The organism is Micromonospora sp. NPDC005161 (assembly GCF_053599855.1).
Map to the genome: position 1 here is coordinate 214041 of NZ_JBSFYQ010000005.1, position 16566 is coordinate 230606.

Below are 16566 nucleotides of genomic sequence, written 5' to 3' on the forward strand. Positions count from 1 at the left end.
GGGCACGGCCACCACCAGCAGCGGGAACGCTGACTTTGGAAGACGCGACACAACGCACTCCCGGAACCGGGTCCGGACGTGTCACGATTCAGAGCACGGCGTGCGGACGGGCGTCGAGGGGGCTGGGCGGCCGCGCCGGAAGGCGCGTTGAGGAGGATGTCCGGGTGTCAGCGGGTGGGGCCCGCCGGGGACGGCGGGACAACGGGCTCGACGCGAACGAGTACGCCGTCGCCGGCGACGTCGATCCGCGCGTGGGTGAGCACCTGCTCGACGTGCTGGCCGCCGGAGGGATCGCGGCCTACCTGCAACCCTCCGCCGACCTCAATCCGGTCACCCGCACCACCACCGTCCCGGCCCGCCCGGTCGACCGGCTGTACGTCGACCGCTCGCACCTGACCACCGCACGGGACTACCTCACCCAGCTCGCCGACGAGACCGCCCCGGAGCAGCCACCGGCCCCTGACGAGCCGGACATCGACGCCGAGTGGGCACGGATCGTCGCCGGCTTCCACACCACCTCGGCGGCGGGCGAGCACCCGTGGCCGGCCGCGGAGGACGTGGACGACCGGGCGGACCGGGACGAGCCGGCCGCCGGTCCGCTGGCCCGCTCCGGCGCGGACGAGGCCGGGCCGACCGCCACCGACGTCCGCCGGCTACCGTCCGCCACCGACATCTCCGGGATCTCGATCGGGCGCGGCGTCCGGCCGGATGAGCCGTCGCTGCTGGACGGGCTGGACACCTTCGGCGCGGACCTGCCCGACGACGAGGATGAGGACGAGGGCTACCACCCGCCTCCGCCGCCGCCGCTGCCCCGGTTCTCCAAGTACGCGGTGGTCGGCACGCTCGCCGTGGTCGTCGGGTTCGTGCTCTTCCTCTTCCCGTCGCTGCTCCCGATCGACCGTTCGGCGGTCACCCTGTTCGGGTTCACCGGCATCCTGGCCGGTTTCGTCACGCTGATCTGGCGGCTGCGCCCCGGCGACGAGGACGAGGACGACCCGGACAACGGCGCCGTCGTCTGAGCCGGCCCGCATCGCGGGACGCCACCGCCCCGCCCGTGACGTAACAGTGGTGTAACTTACTGTCAGTAGGAATACCGCCGTACGTCACTTCCCCGACTGACTGACCGGTTTTCCCTTGCTCGCGGCAGTCGGTCCTCTGCTGATCGGAATGCCCGAGATGCGACAGAGTTCCCTCGTGGTGGTGGCCAACCGCCTCCCCATCGACGACAGTGTGGTGCCCGACGGGGCCTGCGAATGGCGGCGCAGCCCTGGTGGGCTGGTCAGCGCGCTGCACCCGCTGCTGCGGCACACCCCGGCGACCTGGGTCGGCTGGGCGGGCGGCACCGGGCCCGCCCCCGCACTGCCGGACGTGGACGGCGTCCGCATGCACAGCGTTCCGCTCAGCCACGAGGACCTGCGCGACCACTACGAAGGATTCGCCAACGCCACCCTGTGGCCGCTCTACCACGACGCCGTCGAGCAGCCGCAGCACCACCGCCGGTGGTGGGAGGCGTACCAGCGGGTCAACCAGCGCTTCGCCGAGGCGACCGCAGAGGTGGCCGAGCCGGGCGGGGTGGTCTGGGTGCAGGACTACCACCTGCACCTGGTCCCCGGTCTGCTCCGCGCGCTCCGACCGGACCTGCGCATCGGGTTCTTCCTGCACGTGCCGTTCCCGCCGCCGGAGCTGTTCATGCAGCTGCCCCGTCGGGCCGAGCTGCTACGCGGCATGCTCGGCGCCGACCTGGTCGGCTTCCAGCGAGCCCAGGCGGCGCACAACTTCGCCCAGCTGGTGACCAAGGTGCTGGAGCTGCCGGCCACCGACCGGCGGATCGGGATCGACGACCGGGTGGTGCGCATCGGCGCGTTCCCGGTCTCCATCGACACCGCCGAGATGGCCGCGCTCGCCGCCCGCCCCGAGGTGGCCGCCCGGGCCCGCCGGCTGCGCCAGGACCTCGGCGACCCCCGGCGGGTCATCCTCAGCGTGGACCGGATGGACTACACCAAGGGCATCGAACAGCGGCTCAAGGCGTACAGCGAACTGCTCGCCAGCGGCGACGTCAAGGTCCGCGACACGGTGCTGGTGCAGGTCGCGATGCCGAGCCGGGAACGCGTCGGCCAGTACCAGATCCTGCGCGAGCGGATCGAGCGCGAGGTCGGCCGGATCAACGGCGAGTTCGGCCGGGTCGGCGAGCCGGCCATCCACTACCTCACCCAACCCTTCGACCGGGCCGAGCTGGCCGCGCTCTACCGGGTCGCCGACGTGATGGCGGTGACCCCGCTGCGGGACGGGATGAACCTGGTCGCCAAGGAGTACGTCGCCGCCCGGGTGGACGACGCGGGGGCGTTGCTGCTCAGCGAGTTCGCCGGCACCGCCGCCGAACTGTCCCAGGCGTACCTGGTCAACCCGCACGACCTGGAGGGGCTCAAGCAGGGGCTGCGCGCGGCGCTGCGGGCCAGCCCGGCCGACGTCGCGGAACGGATGCGGGCCATGCGCGCCTACCTGCACCAGCACGACATCCGGGCCTGGGCCGGCTCCTACCTGAGCGCGCTGGACGAGAGCGGCGCCCTGGTCAGCCGCCTGACCGGCACCGACGGCACCACCCGGATGCCGGCCCCGGCGCCCCGGGCCGCCCCGGCCGGCAGCGCGGCCACCCGCCACGCGGGCGGCTGACCGGCGCGCGCCGGCCGGACGCGGACCGCTCAGTGCGCCGCCGGCTCCTTCTCCAACCAGTCCAGGATCGCGTCGATCGGCTCCGCCCACCGCGCGTCCAGCATCAGGTCGTGGCCCATCCCGGGAAAGAGCAGCGGGGCCGAGCCGTACCGGCGGGCCACCCGGTTCAACGTCGACGTCGGCACCACCCGGTCGTCCGGGCTGCCCAGCACCAGCACCGGGGGCGCACCCACGGCCGGCTCGGCCTCCGGCTCGCCCAGCAGCGCCCACTGCGCCCGCCGGCTGGCCCGACCGAGCCGGGCGACGTGACGCCGGGCCTCCGCCTCAGGCAGCTCGCGGCTGAACAACTGGCCGCGGCTGAGCCGCAGCGGCCCACCGAACACCGCCGGCACCGTGCCGGACGGGTTGCGGCGCAACGCCGCGCCGAGCACACCCCAACCGCCGAAGACCGGCGCCACCAGCACGGCACTGCGCGCCGGGTAGCGGGCCAACGCGTGCGCCACCACCAGCGCCCCGGCGCCGTGCCCCACCAGCACCGCCTGGCGCGGCAGGCCCGCGGCCACCTGGACCACATCGTGGGCGTACGCCCGCAGCGTCGCCTCCGGCGCCGGCTCGCTGCCGCCGTGCCCGCGCAGGCTCACCGCGTACGACGGGAACCCCCGCGACGCCGCGTGCCCCAACCAGTGCTCCGCGAACGCCCACGCGCCGTGCCCGAACCCGGGCACGAAGAGCAGCGGCGGGCGCCCCTCCTCCAGCTCGGGGCTGGCGCTGAGCACCTCACGCCGGGCCGGCCGGACCGGGCGGGACCACTCCCGGCCGCGCATGATCCGCAGCTCACTGCTCGCGCTCACGGTGCCAGCCTTTCGTTCGCGACTGCGGGGCTCGCAAGCTCACTCCTCGCGCTCACTTGCCCTCCAGGTCGGTTAGGGCGCGCTGGACGGCGCGCAGGTAGTCGGCGTGACCGACCTCGAACCAGTGCCGGCTGCTCTCCTTGACCTGCGCGGAGTAGCGCTCCCCGGCCCGGTCGCGCACCCGCTGCGCGAACGCCGCCGCACGCTCCGGACGGTCCCGGCGGGCCTGCAGCAGCCGGGCGAAGAGCACCGTCTGCCAGTGCGACAGGGTGAACAGACCGGAGTCCGGCTGCACCAGGCCCGCGACCGCCAGCGTCGGATGCCCCGGGGTGAAGGCGTTGAGCCACAACGTGGGCCGGCCGACGCCGGCGCTGTCGCCGAACACCGAGGCGTCGAGGAACTCGAAACGCGGCAGGTAACCGGTGGCGAAGATGACCAGCTCGGGATCGATCTCGCGGCCGTCGGTCAGCTCCACCGCGTACGGGTGAAAGCGGGCGACGTCGGGCACCGGGCCGATCGCGCCGTGGCCCACGTAGTAGACGAGCTGGCTGTTCGCGATCGGGTGCGTCTCGTACACCCGGTGGTCGGGCTTGGGCAGGCCGAAGCGGGTCAGGTCGCCGACGGTCAGCCGCAGCGTCCAGTGGTAGAGCCACTGGCGCACCCGCAGCGGCACGCGCAGTGCCAGCAGAGAGTCGTTGACCTGGTCGGCGGGGCGGCCGAGCACGTACTTCGGCGCGTACCAGTAGCCGCGTCGGGTGGAGTGCCAGCACCGCGACGCCTGCTGGGCGGCCTCGACGGCGATGTCGCAGCCGGTGTTGCCGGCGCCCACCACCAGCACCCGCTTGCCCCGCAGCTGCGCCGGGTCCTTGTAGGACGACGCGTGCATGATCTCGCCGCGGAACTCCTCGAGCCCCTCGTAGCGGGGAAGCTTGGGCGACCAGTTGTGGCCGTTGGCGACCACCACGGCGGCGTACTGGGAGGTGCGCTCCGGCCCGTACCCGCCGGTGGAGCGGGTGGTCACGTCCCAGCGCTCCCCCGCGGCCGGCTCGACCCGGATCACCTCGGTGCCGAACCAGATGTGCGAGCGCAGGTCGAAGTGGTCGGCGTACCGCTCGAAGTACGAGAGCAGGTGGCTGTGGTGCGGGTAGTCCGGCCAGGAGTCCGGCATCGGGAAGTCGGGGAACTGGGTGAACGGCTTCGACGAGAGCAGGTGGGTGCTGGCGTACACCGGGCTGCGGTCGTGCCGCCAGTTCCAGGCGCCGCCGACGCCTGTCTCCCGCTCGTAGCAGTCCACGCCGAACCCGTGCTCGCGCAGGTTCTTGATGGCCGTCAGGCCGCTGGCCCCGGCCCCGATGACGCAGACCGTGTCGCCGCGGTCGGAGACCGGGCGGCCGTCGCGGCTCAGCGCGGACGGGGTCGCCTCCGGGTCGGGCCGGCCGTGGTCGGTGGAGGTGGACACCGGGACATCTCCTTTTGTGCGGCACGCGTGCCGGTCGCCGCGAAATCCTCTCCACATCGGAGCCGGATGTCCAGCCCCGGCGCGGACGGATCGGCGGTCGCGCCGGTCGGGGGTCAGCCGGTGGTGGGCAGCAGCAGGTCGACCAGGACCGGGAAGTGGTCGCTGGCCCGCCGGGTCTGCGGGGTGTCCACCACGTCGTAGTCGACCACGGTGATCCGCGGGTCGACGAAGAGCGCGTCGATACGCCGGCGGGGGTCGGCGCAGGAGTAGGTGAGCCGGTCGGCCCGGTCGGCCGCCACCGCGGCGTCGGTCAGCCCGCGCGCCACGGTCGCCCAGGCCGGCCCGTCCGGGCCCTCGTTGAGGTCCGCCCCGGCCACCACCGGGCTGCCCGCCGCGTCCAGGCCGCGCCTGAACTCGGCGGCCTGCGCGGGACGCTCGGTCGGATCGGTGGACAGGTGTGACCCGGCCAGGGTGAACCGGGCGTCGCCGACACGGCAGTCGGCGTACGCGGCGCCGCGCAGGTGCCGGCCGGGGGTGAGCGGGAAGCGCTGGCAGCGGGTGTCCCGCACCTGGACCCGCAGGCTGGTCAGCAACAGGTTGCCCAGCGCGGGCAGCCCGCCGGCGGCCACCACCAGGCCGAACGACTCGGCCAGCGAGGCGGACTTCTGCCGCCACCGGAACCGGCGCGGCCCCTCCTGCACGATCACCACGTCCGGCGTCACGGCGCGGACCACCGCCGCCAGCGCGGCGGTGTCGTCGCGCTGGCTGTGGATGTTGTACGACACCACGCGCAGTGGTACGCCGCCGGCCTCGCCCATTCCGGCTCGCCTCAGATCCGTCGGGCCAGGTCGGCGGCGCCGATCACCCCGGCGCTGTTGCCCAGTTCGGCGGGGAGCACCTCGGCCACCGGCAGGCGCCCGCGCTGGGCGAGCGCGTCGAGGTACGAGCGGCGCGCCGGGCCGAGCAGCAGGTCACCGGCCTCGACCACGCCGCCCCCGACGACCAGGGTCTGCGGGTCGAGGATCTGCGCCATGTCGGCGAGGCTGGTGCCCAGCCACCGGCCGATCTGCGCGAACGCCTCGGTGGAGACCGGGTCGCCGCCCTGAGCGGCGGTGGTCACCATGTGGCCGGTGATCGCCTCGGTCTCCCCGCCGGCCAGCTCCAGCAGCGCGGTGGCCCGCTGTGGCTCCTGCCGGGCGCCGGCCCGGGCGAAGCGGACCAGGGCACTGCCGCTGGCGTACTGCTCGATGCAGCCCAGCCGCCCGCAGCCGCACTGGTGCCCGTCCGGCACGGCCAGCATGTGGCCCAGTTCCGCGGCGACGCCGTGCGCGCCACGCAGCAGCTCGCCGCTCAGCACGATGCCACCGCCGACGCCGGTGCCGATGGTGAACATGACCATGGAGTCGTCGGCGTCCCGGGCCGCGCCGTAGCGGAACTCGGCCCAGGCGGCCACGTTGGCGTCGTTCTCCACGATCACCGGCAGGCCGACCGCCTTGCCGACGTACTCGCGCAGTGGCTCGTCCCGCCAGGCCAGGTTGGGGGCGAAGAGCACGGTCGAACGGTTGGCGTCGATCCAGCCGGCCGCGCCGATGCCGACGCCCTCGATCGTCCGTCCGGCAGCCAGCTCGCCGACCAGGTCGATGATGACGTCGCGGGTCTTGCCGACGTCATCGGCGGGAGTGTCCCGTCGGGTCTGCACGAGGACCGTGCCGGTGTCGTCCACGACACCGCCGGCCACCTTCGTGCCACCGACGTCGACTCCGATGGTCAGCGTCACCGCTGCCGCTCCCCTCTGCTGTGCTGTCCGGCCCGTGCGCCGGCGACACGCCGGTCCGGGTCGAGATGTCCCGCGCTCAGGCGACGTCGCCCGGTGCGGCCGCGCCGGTGTCGTCGGGTACCCGCGACGCGGGCACCACAGGTCGGTCGGTCGGCACGGGTGCGGCCACCGCCCCGGCCTCGTCGACGGGTGGTGCGGTGTCCGGGGCGAGTGGGTCCGCCGTCCGGGTGGCGACCGCCCAGACGTCCCGCTCCTGCGCCGGCTGAGAATCATGCCCGCTACGGGTGGCATCGCGCCACACGTGATCCTCGTCGGCCCCGGTGAACCGTTCAGCCGGCGTGGGCTCCGGGACGTCGGCGCCGGCGGCCGGGGCGGGCGCGGTGGCGGGTGCCGACGGACTGGCCTCGGGCGGCTCCGCCGGGGCGAACGCGCGGAGCAGGCTGGCCACGCCGGCCGCGAGGTCACCGGCGCCGGTGGCCAGCCGCTCGGCGAATTCCGGACTCGGGTCGCGCAACGCGGCGATGCCCCGACAAACCGGGCAGACGCAGCATTCGGCGGAACCGGTGGCGAAACCGCCACCGGCGCCGAAAGGACCACCGGGGGCGGCACTGTGACCGAGGACACCGGCCAGCATCCCGCCCAGCGGGCCCCACGCGCCGCCCGCCGAGCCGGCGGAGGCCAGCCGCGCCCCCGCGAGCAGGGTGGCGACCAGCCGCTCCGCCTCTTCCCGGGCCGAGCCCGGATCCGTTGCGCCCATGGTCGGCTCCTCTACCGTGCCGCCGTACGCGTCACTGCGCCGCACCGGATGCTTCTACCCGGTGCTTGAGCTGCTTCAACGCGGTATCCATGATCATTTTCTCGGCTTTGCGCCGGAACATGCCGAGCATTCCCACGGAAAGCTCGACCTCCAGCGTGTAGGTCACCGTGGTGCCGCCGTCCGGGTTGCCAACCAGGTCGTACGAACCGCGCTGGCTCTTCTGCATCTTCGAGGGCGCGACCAGGTGCCACTCGATCCGCGACAGGTCCTCGGCGTACTCGTAGGCGAGCACGTACTCGTCGGCCATCACCCTGGCGTCGATGGTGAAGCGCACCTGGCTGGCGTAGCCGTCCTCGTACTCCTCGATGACCTCGGCGCGACGCACCGCCTCGGTCCACTCCGGGTAGCGCGCGAAGTCGCAGATGACCGCCGTCACCCGATCCGGTGACGCGCCGATGATGATCGACTGGGTGGAGGAGTCCGCCATGGGGGGAGGCTACCCGGCGGGCACCGTCCACGTGCCGCGCCGCCCCCGCCGCGCCCGGCGGCGGGGCTCGACCCCCGCCGCACGCGGTTGGCCAACCACCACGAGGCCCGACCGACCCTCCTGCTTGTCCCACCCGACCCGACAGCCGGGTAGGTTTCGACAGAGCCGACGCCCGCGGTGGCGGCCGGCCCGGCCAGTGCGAGCACGAAGGAGTGCAGGTGCGCGAGTTCTCCGTTCCGCCGATCGTCACCGTTGGCGACGCGGCCAACCTCACCGATCCGGTCTGGGACAACGCCGAGGTCGCGCCGGATGCCGTGCAGTTCGCCCGCCGCACCCCGGCCGCAGACGGCACGGGCACCGCCTGGGCGGAGGTGACCTGCCGGCAGTTCCGTGACGAGGTGGTGACGGTGGCCGCCGGGCTGATCGCCGCCGGCATCCAGCCGGGCGCCCGGGTCGCGCTGATGAGCCGCACCCGCTACGAGTGGACGCTGCTGGACTACGCCATCTGGACGGCCGGTGCGGTCACCGTGCCGATCTACGAGACCTCCAGTTCCGAGCAGGCCGCCTGGATCCTCGCCGACTCCGGCGCGGTCGCCGTCGTGGTGGAGACCGACGCGCACGCCAGCCTGGTCACCGGCGTCCGGGACCGGCTGCCCGAGCTGAAGCACGTCTGGCAGATCGACCGGGGCGGGGTCGACGAGCTGGTCACGACCGGCGGCGCGGTCGAGCCGGCCGAGGTGGAACAGCGCCGCAAGGCGGTCCGCGCCGACGACCTGGCCACGATCATCTACACCAGCGGCACCACCGGCCGGCCCAAGGGCTGCGTGCTCACCCACCGCAACATGTACGCCGACATCGCCAACGCGGTGCCGGTGCTGCCGAACCTGTTCAACGCCGGTGCGGCCACCCTGCTCTTCCTGCCCCTGGCACACGCCTTCGCGCGGCTGATCCAGATCGGCGTGGTGCATGCCCGGGCCACCATGGCGCACTGCGCCGACACCAAGAACCTGGTCGCCGAGCTGCAGGAGTTCCGGCCGACCTTCGTGCTCTCCGTCCCCCGGGTGTTCGAGAAGGTCTACAACGCGGCCAAGCAGAAGGCCGAGGCCGACGGCAAGGGCGGCATCTTCGCCCGCGCCGAGCAGGTCGCCATCGCGTACAGCGAGGCGCTGGAGACCTCACGCGGGCCCGGCATGGCCCTGCGCGCCCAGCACGCGGTCTTCGACCGGCTGGTCTACGGCAAGCTGCGTGCCGCGCTCGGCGGCCGGTGCCGGGACGCCATCTCCGGCGGCGCACCGCTCGGCGCCCGGCTCGGCCACTTCTTCCGCGGCATCGGCGTGACGGTCCTGGAGGGCTACGGGCTGACCGAGACCTCGCCCGCCGCGGCGGCGAACCTGCCCACCGGCACCCGGATCGGCACCGTCGGCCGCCCGCTGCCCGGCGTGACCATCCGGATCGACGACGACGGCGAGATCCTGATCTCCGGCGATCTGATCTTCCAGGGCTACTGGCACAACGAGGCGGCGACCGCCGAGGCGCTCACCGCCGACGGCTGGTTCCGCACCGGCGACCTGGGCCAGCTCGACAACGACGGCTACCTCAGCATCACCGGCCGGAAGAAGGAGCTGATCGTGACCGCCGGCGGCAAGAACGTCGCCCCGGCGGTGCTGGAGGACCAGGTCCGGGCCCATCCCCTGATCAGCCAGTGCGTCGTGGTCGGCGACCGGCAGCCGTTCATCGCGGCGCTGGTCACCATCGACGAGGAGGCGTTGCCCGCCTGGCTGGAGTCGGCCGGGCTACCCGCCGACACCCGGGTCGAGGACCTGCGCGAACACGAGGGCCTGCGCTCGGAGATCCAGTCCGCGATCAAGAGCGCGAACCACGCCGTCTCCAAGGCCGAGGCGATCAAGGTGTTCCGGGTCCTGCCCCGCGACTTCACCGAGGCGACCGGCGAGCTGACCCCGTCGCTCAAGGTCAAGCGGCAGGTTGTCCACAAGACGTACGCGGCGGAGATCGCCGATATCTATCGCGGCTGACTACCATCCGTCACGTGCCCGCATCGACATCCGCCGCACCACACCCGCATCCCCTCGCCGCGGCCGCCCGCCTGGTGATGCTGGCGCTGGTCGCCATCCTGACCCTGTTCGCCACCCGCGACGTCACCCAGCTGTGGTGGATCGCGCTGCTGGCGTTCGCCGGGTTGCCCTCGCTGCTGGCCCCTCAGCACCGGCTGATCGGGCCGCTGAGCCGCGTGGCCGAGGTGGTGGTGCTGGGGCTGGCCGCGAGCCAGGTTGCCGCGGTCGCGTCGATCGGCGGCACGGTCGACGGGCTCGGCGCCTCGGCGGTGCTGCCCTACCTGGCGGTGCCGGTGACCGTCACCGCGCTGCGCCGCCGCTTCTCCGAGGGCGCCGCGCTGCTCGCGGTCACCGCCGCGACCCTGCTGGTCACCGGGGCGCTCACCGAGGTCGGTGGGGAGCGTCAGCTCGGCCAGCTCGGTTATCTCGCGGTCTGCGCGCAGTGGCTGATCCTCGCCGCGCTGGGGCTCTACGCCGCCGGCACGCTGCACCGGGTGATGGCGGTGCGCGGTGAGGGCAAGCCCCAGCCGTACGCCGAGGCGACCCGGCTGCTGACCCAGCTGCGCACGGTGGCCCGGCAGCTGCCCGGGGCGACCCTGGACCCGGGCGGCATCTCCGAGCACCTGCTCGAGGAGCTGCGCACGGTGGCCCGGGCGGACCGGGGCGCGGTGCTGTCGGCCAGCGGCGGCGGCCGGCTCGTGGTGCTCGCCCAGGCCGGGGTGGACCGGGTGGACTGGGAGACAACGCTGGACGCGGACTCGGCGATCGCCGACGCCTGGGCCAGTCAGCAGGCGCAGACCGCCGCCCGGTCGCAGTCCCGCTCGCACCGCGGTGGCGACGTCTCCGCGTTGATCGTTCCGCTGGTCGCCGGGGTGCGCACGGTGGGGCTGGTGGTGCTGGAGGCGGACGCCGCACACGCGTACCCGGCGCCGGTGGTGTCCCGGGTGACCGCGCTGACCCGGCCGGCCGCGCTGCGGCTGGAGGCGGCGCTGCTCTTCGACGAGGTCCGCTCCCTGGCCACCAACGAGGAGCGGCAGCGGCTGGCGCGGGAGATCCACGACGGGGTGGCGCAGGAGCTGGTGATGGTCGGCTACGGCATCGACAACGCCCTGGCCACCGTCTTCGACGACGCCGACGAGACCGCCGAGGCGCTGCGTACGCTGCGCGGCGAGGTGACCCGGGTGATCACCGAGCTGCGGCTGAGCCTGTTCGAGCTGCGCAGCGAGGTGGACCGGCAGGGCGGGCTGGCCGCGGCGATCGCCGAGTACGCGCGCACCGTGGGCGCCTCCGGCGGGCTGCGGGTGCACCTGTCGCTGGACGAGTCCACCGCGCGGCTGCCGGCGGCCACCGAGGCCGAGTTGCTGCGCATCGCGCAGGAGGCGGTCACCAACGCGCGCAAGCACGCCGGGGCCTCCAATCTCTGGGTCACCTGTGAGGTCGACCCCCCGTACGCGCAGATTGAAGTGTCGGATGACGGTCAGGGGATGGCTGACCAGCGGCCCGACGGGCGGTACGGTCTTGCGATCATGGCCGAGAGAGCGGAACGTATCCGGGGCCGGCTGGAGATCAGGCCCCGGCAACCGAGCGGCACGACCGTGGCGGTGGTTCTCGGCACCTCGCCCCGGCGCGGTAACCTGCGCGGTAGCGCAGCAGCAGAAGGGGAGTAACCCGAGGATGACCACCAGTCCGACACCGGCCACCCGCACCAAGGTCCTCCTTGTCGACGACCACGACCTTATTCGCAAGGGCCTGCGGCACGCCTTTGAGCGCGACCGTCAGTTCGAGGTCGTCGGTGAGGCCGCGACGGCGGCAGAGGGGGTACGCCAGGCCGGTGCGCTTCAGCCGGACGTGGTGATCATGGATCTCCGGCTGCCCGACGGCAGCGGCCTCGAGGCCACCCGGGCGCTGCGCAAGTCCAGCGCCTCGATGGGCATCGTGGTGCTGACCATGTACGCCGGCGACGACCAGCTCTTCGGTGCCCTGGAGGCCGGCGCGAGCGCCTTCGTGCCGAAGACCGCCCCGGCCGACGAGGTGGTGGCCGCCGCGCGGCACGCCGCCTCCTCGCCGAGCGCGTTCACGGCGGCCGACCTGGCCGAGGCGATGAAGCGCCGGCTCGCCCCGTCCGGTCCGCAGCTCTCCCCCCGTGAGGGGCAGGTCCTGCGGCTGCTCGCCGACGGGATGAGCGTGGCCGGCATCGCCAAGCAGTTGTTCGTCAGCGAGTCCACGGCCAAGACGCACATCTCCAAGCTGTACGAGAAGCTGGGTGCGGCCAACCGGGCGCAGGCGCTGATGACCGCGCTCCGGCTCGGACTGCTCGAGGCGCCAGACGCCCCGAAGTTCTGACCTGACCCCGCTCGTCGAGCGGGACGCCGCGACCGAAGGTCCGCGCCGGCTCCGGCCGGCGTGGACCTTCGCGTATCGACCGACGTCGGCGGGAACCTGGCGGCACGCTATGGTCTGGCGGGAACGTGGGGGGGCACAATACCCGCGCGGGCGACGACGCCCGCGTCGCGGACTCGAGGGGTGAGCGCATGCAGCGGCCGGACTGGGCACCCGACACCATCGACATCGAGCGCCCGAGCGTCGCGCGGATGTACGACTACTACCTCGGCGGCTCGCACAACTTCGCTGCCGACCGGGCGGCGGCGCAGGCGATGGTGGCCGCGGTGCCGGAGGCGCCGCTGATGGCCCAGGCCAACCGGGCGTTCCTGCGCCGGGCGGTGCACCACCTCGCCGAGTCCGGGATCCGGCAGTTCCTGGACATCGGCTCGGGCATCCCCACGGTCGGCAACGTGCACGAGATCGCCCAGCGGCTCGACCCGGAGTCACGGGTGGTCTATGTCGACGTCGACCCGGTGGCCGTGGCGCACAGCCGTGAGATCCTGGCCGGCAACGACCGGGCGGTGGTGGTGCAGGAGGACCTGCGGCGCCCGGAGAAGATCCTGACCCACCCGGACATCCGCAAACTGCTCGACCTGGACCAGCCGGTGGCCGTGATGATCGTGGCCGTGCTGCACTTCGTGTCCGACGAGGACCGTCCGGCGGATCTGCTGCGGACCCTGCGCGACGCGCTGGCCCCGGGCAGCTACCTGGTGCTGTCGCAGGCCAGCGACGACGGGCGCAGCCAGGACGAGCGGGCCGAGGCGGAGCGGGTCTACCGGCGTACCGACAACCCGCTCTGGGTCCGCAACCGGGCCGAGCTGACCGCGCTCTTCGACGGGTTCGAGCTTCTCGACCCGGGCGTGGTCTGGGTGCCGCAGTGGCGGCCGGACACCCCGGAGAGCGCGGAGGACGCCGAGCGTGCGGTCTTCATGGGCGGCGTCGGGCGCCTCGGTGGCTGAGTCGCCCGGGGCGACCTCCTGCCCGGGCACGTTCGCCAAGGCCTGGGCCAAGGCCGTCTCCGGCACCAGCTATCTGCCGATGACCCAGGCCCAGCTCGAGACCCTGCTGCACCGGCTCACCGGGCAGTTGGCCGGCGCGTTGCTCGCCGAGCCGTTCGACCTCCGCGCCGGTTACCGGGTGGGCGCCGAACTGGTCGCCGCGCACATCGCCTCCGCGGAGGGGCTGGGCCGTACCGTCGAGGTCATCCAGCTCCGGCTGATACGCGATCTGGGGCTGGTGGCGGAGGACGTCGAGGACCGGATGGCGCGGCTGCTGGCCGCCGTTGCGACCGGCTACGCCCGCGCGCTGCGGGACCGGACGCTCGACGAGCAGGAGTCGATCCGCCGGGCCGCCATGGTGGCCCGGACGCAGGCGGAGCGGGCGCTGCGGGCCAGCGAGGCTCGGTTCCGGCACCAGGCCACCCACGACCCGCTCACCGGCCTGCCCAACCGGACGTTGTTCACCGAGCGGCTCACCGCCGCGCTCAACGAGCCGGGCCGGGGCGCGCAGCGGGTCGGCGTGTGCTTCCTCGACCTGGACCGGTTCAAGGTCGTGAACGACACGCTGGGGCACCGGGTCGGCGACCGGCTGTTGACCACAGTGGCCGAGCGGCTGTGCCAGACCGTGGGCGAGCACCTGGTGGCCCGACTCGGTGGGGACGAGTTCGTCATCCTGGTGGAGCGCAGCGGCGGCACCGAGGACATGGTGGCGGTGGCCGAGGCGGCGCTGGCCGCCGTCCGGACACCGGCGCTGGTGGACGGGCACGAGCTCCAGGTCTCGGCGAGCATCGGCATCGTCGAGCGCCAGGTGGCCGGCGCGAACCCCGGTGACCTCATGCGGGCCGCCGACAGCACCCTGCACTGGGCGAAGGCGGCCGGCGGGGCGCGCTGGGCGCTCTACGACGCCGAGCGCAACCGACGGGAGCTGGCCCGGTACGCGCTCTCCGCGGCCATCCCGGCCGCCCTGGAGCGAGGCGAGTTCTACCTCGACTACCAGCCGCTGACCTCGCTTCGCGACGGCCGGCTGATCGGCGTGGAGGCGCTGGTCCGCTGGCGCCACCCGGAGCTGGGTGTGCTGCGGCCGGACAGCTTCATCGGCCTGGCCGAGGAGACCGGGCTGATCGTGCAACTGGGCGGGTGGGTGCTGGCCGAGGCGTGCCGGGAGGCGGAGGCCTGGTCGGCCGGCGGCACGGCCGCACCGTTCGTGAGCGTCAACCTGGCGGTCCGGCAGGTGCACCGGCCCGGGCTGGTGCAGGAGGTACGCGGCCTTCTGCGGCAGACCGGGCTGCCGCCGGAGCGACTGCAGTTGGAGATCACCGAGAGCACGATGATGAGCACGGCCAAGGAGCCGGTACGCGCCCTGCGGGTGCTGGCCGATCTCGGCGTGCGGATCGCCATCGACGACTTCGGCACGGGCTACAGCAACCTGGCGTACCTGCGGGACCTGCCGGTGACCGAGCTGAAGGTCGCCGGGGAGTTCGTGGCCGGGCTGCGGTCGCCGTCGGTGGGGCGCACCGATGAGCGGATCCTCGCCTCGCTGGTGTCGCTGGCGCACGCACTGGATTTGACGGTGACCGCCGAGGGCGTGGAGACCGCCGGGCAGGCCGAGCGGCTGCGGGCGATCGGCTGCGACGCCGCGCAGGGCTGGCACTTCGGCCGGCCGGCCCCCGCCGACCGGATCCTGGCCCGCATCCGCTGACCCACCCCGCCCGCCGGGCCGCTCCGTGCCGCTGCCTCTGCCTCCTGGCGTCGACGCGTCGCTGCGGTCGGGGGCCAGAGCAGGGGTAGACAGCGTCTACGCGCCCTGGTAGACAGTGTCTATGAGTGCGGAGGCGAGTGTCCGGGCCCGACTGGTGGCCGCCGGGGTGGACCTGGTGCTGCGCGAGGGCCAGTCGGCGGTGTCACTGCGGGAGATCGCCCGCCGGGCCGGGGTCTCGCACGGCGCACCGCGCCGCTACTTCGCCACCCACGTCGACCTGCTCTCCGCCATCGCCCGGGAGGGCTTCGCCGACCTCACCGCCCGCGTCGAGCAGACGATGCGCGCCGCCGGCCCCGACCCGCGCGCCCAACTGACCGCACTCGGCCGGATGTACCTGGACTTCGCGGCGGCGCACCGCGGGATGTTCGAGCTGATGTTCCGGCACGACCTGCTGGACAGCGGCCGGCTACAGCTGCGCGAGACGAGCCTGCCGCTGTTCGCCGTCCTGGCCGACCTGGTGGCTCAGGTACGCCGGCCGACCGACGCGCCGGCCCCGGTGCTGGCCGGCGCGCTCTGGGCCAACCTGCACGGCACAGCCCAGCTCTGGGCGTGGGGCAGCCTGGCGCTGGCCACGGACGCCACCGACGACGACGCCCTGCTGCGAGCCGTGCTGGACGCCCACCTCGGCCCGACCTTCGCCTGAACCCATCCACCCCCACCGCGGAGGACACGTGCCCCTGCTGTACGACCTCACCAAGCTGACCGTCGGCACCATGCTGCGGCTGGGCTGGCGGCCACGCGTGGAGGGGCTCGAACACCTGCCCCGGCACGGCGGCGCGATCCTCGCCGGCAACCACCTCTCCGTCGCTGACGAACTCTTCCTCGTCAGCGTGACGCCCCGGCACGTCACCTTCTGGGCCAAGTCCGAGTACTTCAGTGGTCGCGGCCCGGGCGGCTGGCTCAACCGGCGGATCGTCGCCGGCATGGGCGCGATCCGCGTCGAGCGGGCCGGCGGCCGAGCCGCCCTCAGCGCCCTCGACGCCGCCGTGCCGGTGCTCCGCGCCGGCGGCCTGGTCGCCGTCTACCCGGAGGGCACCCGCTCCCCGGACGGGCGGCTCTACCGAGGCCGCGTCGGCATGACCCGGCTGGCCCGCGACGCCGGGGTGCCGATCATCCCGGTCGGCGTGCTCGGCACCGCCGAGGTGCTGCCCGTCGACGCGCGGCTGCCGCGCCGGCACCCGGTCAGCCTGCGATTCGGCCCGCCGATCCCGGTCGCCGGCCGGATCAACGGGCCACGCGACATCCGGACGGTCACCGACGAGGTGATGGCGGCGATCCAGCGGCTCACCGGCCAGGAGTACGTGCCCCGCTACGCCCCGCCCCGATCGACCCCCACCTGAGGCGCGGGCGGCGG

Annotated in this window: 15 protein-coding genes; 9 read left to right on the plus strand and 6 right to left on the minus strand. The window is 73.7% G+C overall.

Annotated features, from left to right (window positions below; translation table 11 throughout):
- Positions 1-164 precede the first annotated feature (164 nt).
- Both ACWD5O_RS07615 and ACWD5O_RS07620 read left to right on the plus strand, forming a co-directional pair.
- Entirely contained in the window at positions 165-1019 is an 855-nt protein-coding gene (locus tag ACWD5O_RS07615) for a DUF308 domain-containing protein (RefSeq protein WP_450084865.1), read from the plus strand.
- Between the two features lie 157 nt (positions 1020-1176).
- Positions 1177-2670, plus strand: a complete 1494-nt coding sequence (locus ACWD5O_RS07620; protein WP_354965049.1) for an alpha,alpha-trehalose-phosphate synthase (UDP-forming) — start codon at positions 1177-1179, stop codon at positions 2668-2670.
- A gap of 29 nt (positions 2671-2699) precedes the next feature.
- Here the strand turns inward: ACWD5O_RS07620 and ACWD5O_RS07625 are convergent, their stop codons facing one another.
- From ACWD5O_RS07625 to ACWD5O_RS07650, 6 genes are all read right to left on the minus strand, one after another.
- Positions 2700-3494, minus strand: coding sequence for an alpha/beta hydrolase (locus ACWD5O_RS07625; RefSeq protein ID WP_354965128.1), 795 nt, complete (start codon positions 3492-3494; stop codon positions 2700-2702).
- 79 nt (positions 3495-3573) lie between these two features.
- The gene (locus ACWD5O_RS07630) at positions 3574-4980 is read right to left on the minus strand and encodes a flavin-containing monooxygenase (protein ID WP_354965050.1); all 1407 of its coding nucleotides are present in this window, start codon (positions 4978-4980) and stop codon (positions 3574-3576) included.
- Positions 4981-5093: 113 nt separating this feature from the next.
- Positions 5094-5798 carry an endonuclease/exonuclease/phosphatase family protein gene (locus ACWD5O_RS07635; protein ID WP_354965051.1) on the minus strand — a complete coding sequence of 235 codons (705 nt, stop codon included), beginning with the start codon at positions 5796-5798 and terminating at the stop codon, positions 5094-5096.
- An 11-nt stretch (positions 5799-5809) separates the two neighbouring features.
- A complete protein-coding gene (locus ACWD5O_RS07640; protein ID WP_354965052.1) occupies positions 5810-6757 on the minus strand; it encodes an ROK family glucokinase in 948 nt (315 codons plus the stop codon).
- A gap of 76 nt (positions 6758-6833) precedes the next feature.
- Positions 6834-7514: a hypothetical protein gene (locus ACWD5O_RS07645; protein ID WP_354965053.1), complete on the minus strand. Its 681-nt coding sequence runs from the start codon at positions 7512-7514 to the stop codon at positions 6834-6836.
- Between the two features lie 31 nt (positions 7515-7545).
- Positions 7546-8001, minus strand: a complete 456-nt coding sequence (locus tag ACWD5O_RS07650; protein WP_354965054.1) for an SRPBCC family protein — start codon at positions 7999-8001, stop codon at positions 7546-7548.
- A 218-nt stretch (positions 8002-8219) separates the two neighbouring features.
- Here ACWD5O_RS07650 and ACWD5O_RS07655 point away from each other — a divergent pair, with 218 nt between their 5' ends.
- The 7 genes from ACWD5O_RS07655 (at position 8220) to ACWD5O_RS07685 (ending at position 16552) form a co-directional block, all read left to right on the plus strand.
- Positions 8220-10034 carry an AMP-dependent synthetase/ligase gene (locus ACWD5O_RS07655; protein ID WP_354965055.1) on the plus strand — a complete coding sequence of 605 codons (1815 nt, stop codon included), beginning with the start codon at positions 8220-8222 and terminating at the stop codon, positions 10032-10034.
- A 14-nt stretch (positions 10035-10048) separates the two neighbouring features.
- Complete coding sequence (locus tag ACWD5O_RS07660) at positions 10049-11740, plus strand: sensor histidine kinase (protein WP_354965056.1); 1692 nt, start codon at positions 10049-10051, stop codon at positions 11738-11740.
- Between the two features lie 7 nt (positions 11741-11747).
- Positions 11748-12416 carry a response regulator transcription factor gene (locus ACWD5O_RS07665; RefSeq protein WP_007072219.1) on the plus strand — a complete coding sequence of 223 codons (669 nt, stop codon included), beginning with the start codon at positions 11748-11750 and terminating at the stop codon, positions 12414-12416.
- A gap of 188 nt (positions 12417-12604) precedes the next feature.
- The gene (locus tag ACWD5O_RS07670; RefSeq protein ID WP_354965057.1) at positions 12605-13414 is read left to right on the plus strand and encodes an SAM-dependent methyltransferase; all 810 of its coding nucleotides are present in this window, start codon (positions 12605-12607) and stop codon (positions 13412-13414) included.
- A 79-nt stretch (positions 13415-13493) separates the two neighbouring features.
- On the plus strand, positions 13494-15152 hold the full coding sequence (locus ACWD5O_RS07675; RefSeq protein ID WP_354965129.1) for a putative bifunctional diguanylate cyclase/phosphodiesterase: 1659 nt from the start codon (positions 13494-13496) through the stop codon (positions 15150-15152).
- 121 nt (positions 15153-15273) lie between these two features.
- A complete protein-coding gene (locus ACWD5O_RS07680; RefSeq protein ID WP_450084866.1) occupies positions 15274-15855 on the plus strand; it encodes a TetR/AcrR family transcriptional regulator in 582 nt (193 codons plus the stop codon).
- Between the two features lie 28 nt (positions 15856-15883).
- Positions 15884-16552: a lysophospholipid acyltransferase family protein gene (locus tag ACWD5O_RS07685; RefSeq protein WP_354965059.1), complete on the plus strand. Its 669-nt coding sequence runs from the start codon at positions 15884-15886 to the stop codon at positions 16550-16552.
- Positions 16553-16566: the final 14 nt, after the last annotated feature.